General features: G+C 68.4%; 2 protein-coding genes and 1 pseudogene. All 3 read right to left on the bottom strand.

The genetic code is table 11. The annotated features are described in order from the left end of the window. The coding region (locus tag ACTWQJ_RS51010; RefSeq protein ID WP_443313137.1) for a class I SAM-dependent methyltransferase at positions 1 to 257 on the bottom strand (257 nt) is incomplete at its 3' end. Then, complete coding sequence (locus ACTWQJ_RS51005; protein WP_443313136.1) at positions 254 to 1,402, bottom strand: acyltransferase family protein; 1,149 nt, start codon at positions 1,400 to 1,402, stop codon at positions 254 to 256. The genes ACTWQJ_RS51010 and ACTWQJ_RS51005, both read right to left, overlap by 4 nt. Position 1,403: 1 nt before the next feature. Then, a pseudogene (locus tag ACTWQJ_RS51000) lies at positions 1,404 to 1,859 on the bottom strand (bi-functional transferase/deacetylase); the annotation flags it as partial.

The raw sequence follows: 1,859 nt of genomic DNA, 5'->3' as shown, positions 1-1,859 counted from the left end.
AGCATGCCGAGGGAGAAGTCGCAGGGGACGACATACGCGCCCGCCCGCGTGAAGGGCAGCGAGGAGGTCGCCGTACCGGCGGCCAGGTCCAGGACCTTCTGCGCGGGCCGGGCGTCGACCGCCTTCGCGACCTCCCTGCGCCACACCCGGTCCTGGCCGAGCGACAGCACGTCGTTCGTCAGGTCGTACCGTTCCGCGACGTCGTCGAACATCGAGGCGACTTCGTGCGGCTGCTTGTTCAGGGATGCGCGGGTCACGGGCCCATTCTTGCAGCCCGCGTTCGCGGGAGGAGTCTCGGCTTCCGCCGCGCCGCCACGTCCTCCACCCACCCGCACAGCAGCACGAAGCCGACGATCAGCACCCACCCCACGCCGAACAGGAACCACTGGCTCTCCAGCGGCAGGTACGCCTCGAACGCGGGCACCTTCCAGAACTGGTCGATCAGCGGGACGGCGAGGATCAGGGCGATCTCGTGCCACAGGTAGATGGTCACCGCGCGCGCGTTGAAGACCGTCACGATCCGGTCGAGTCGTCGGATGGGGGTCCCCCCGCTCGAGCGAAGCCGAGAGTGGGGGAGGGCGAGCCCCGCGAAGTCGATCCGGAAGCGGGACTTCGCCCACATCAGCAGCGTCACGAATCCCGCCGACCAGAAGGCCTGCGCGAGCGGGATCTCGTCCAGGTCGTAGGTGCCGTAGTGGGCCTGGTGCGTGACGGCGTACCAGCCACCGTAGCCGAGTGCGGCGAGCGACAGGACGACCACCACGGCCGGTTTCATCCGCTGCAGGACGCCGTCGCGGTGCGCGAAGCCGAGGAGCCAGCAGAAGAGGTACGTCGCCAGGTCGGTGAGCGCGCTGCCCAGCCGGTCGTCGGGCGGCTGCCAAGCGAACTCGAACACCACGGCGGGGGCGAGGGACAGCAGCAGCACGGACACCGGCGCGAGCCGGAAGACCCGCAGCAGAAGCGGGGAGAGGAGGACGAACCAGAGGTACGTCCGCAGGTACCAGAGGATCTCGTACGCCTGCATGCCCCACGCGTTGCCTGGCGGGTCGCCGAGCGGAACGATCCAGTAGACGATCTGCCAGCCCGGCATCCAGCCATGGATCAGCATCGCGACGACCACGAAGAAGCCCCAGAACCAGAAGGGCGGGAGCAGCCTTCGGACGCGGCTCCTGATGACCGTCAGGGCAGGGCGTTCCAGGGACTTCGCCATCAGGGTGCCGGCCAGGGCGAACATGACCCCCATCGAGGGGAAGACCATGCCCGCCCAGGGCCAGCCGAAGGCGTGGTACGTGACGACACGGATGAGGGCGGCGGCGCGGAGGGTGTCGAAGTAGCGGTCCCTGGCACCGCTGCCCACAGCGGCAGCCGCAGCAGTCGGCCCGATCTTGCGATGCGAGCCCACCTCAGCCCGTCCCCGCCGGCGTTCCCACCTCGCCCGTCCGCTTCAGTTTCTGCCAGCGCAGGCGGCCGCCGGTGAGGGCGGTGATGCAGGAGTGGATGAGGACGAGGTACATCATCTGGCGGTAGGCGAGTTGTTGCAGCGGCATCATCAGCAGGTAGCGGTACTTCTCGCGGTCCAGGCGGAAGGCGTACGCCGCACAGAGCAGCTGGATGCCCAGCACCGCCAGCCACGCGAGCAGTGCCGCCCTGAAGTCGACGAAGATCATCGAGTAGACGGTGAAGACGTCGATCAGCGGGGCGAAGACGGGCGTGATGATCTGGAAGATGACGACGAGCGGCATACCCACCCGGCCGAAGCGGCCGGAAGGGCCCTGGTCCGTGAGGGACCTGCGGTGCTTCCAGAGGGCCTGCATCGTGCCGTACGACCACCGGTACCGCTGTGACCACAGCTGCTTCAG

This window comes from Streptomyces sp. KR55 (assembly GCF_052245645.1).
In the GTDB taxonomy this organism is placed as follows: Bacteria; Actinomycetota; Actinomycetes; order Streptomycetales; family Streptomycetaceae; genus Streptomyces; species Streptomyces flavusporus.
This window is presented reverse-complemented; position numbering and strand designations above follow the sequence as displayed.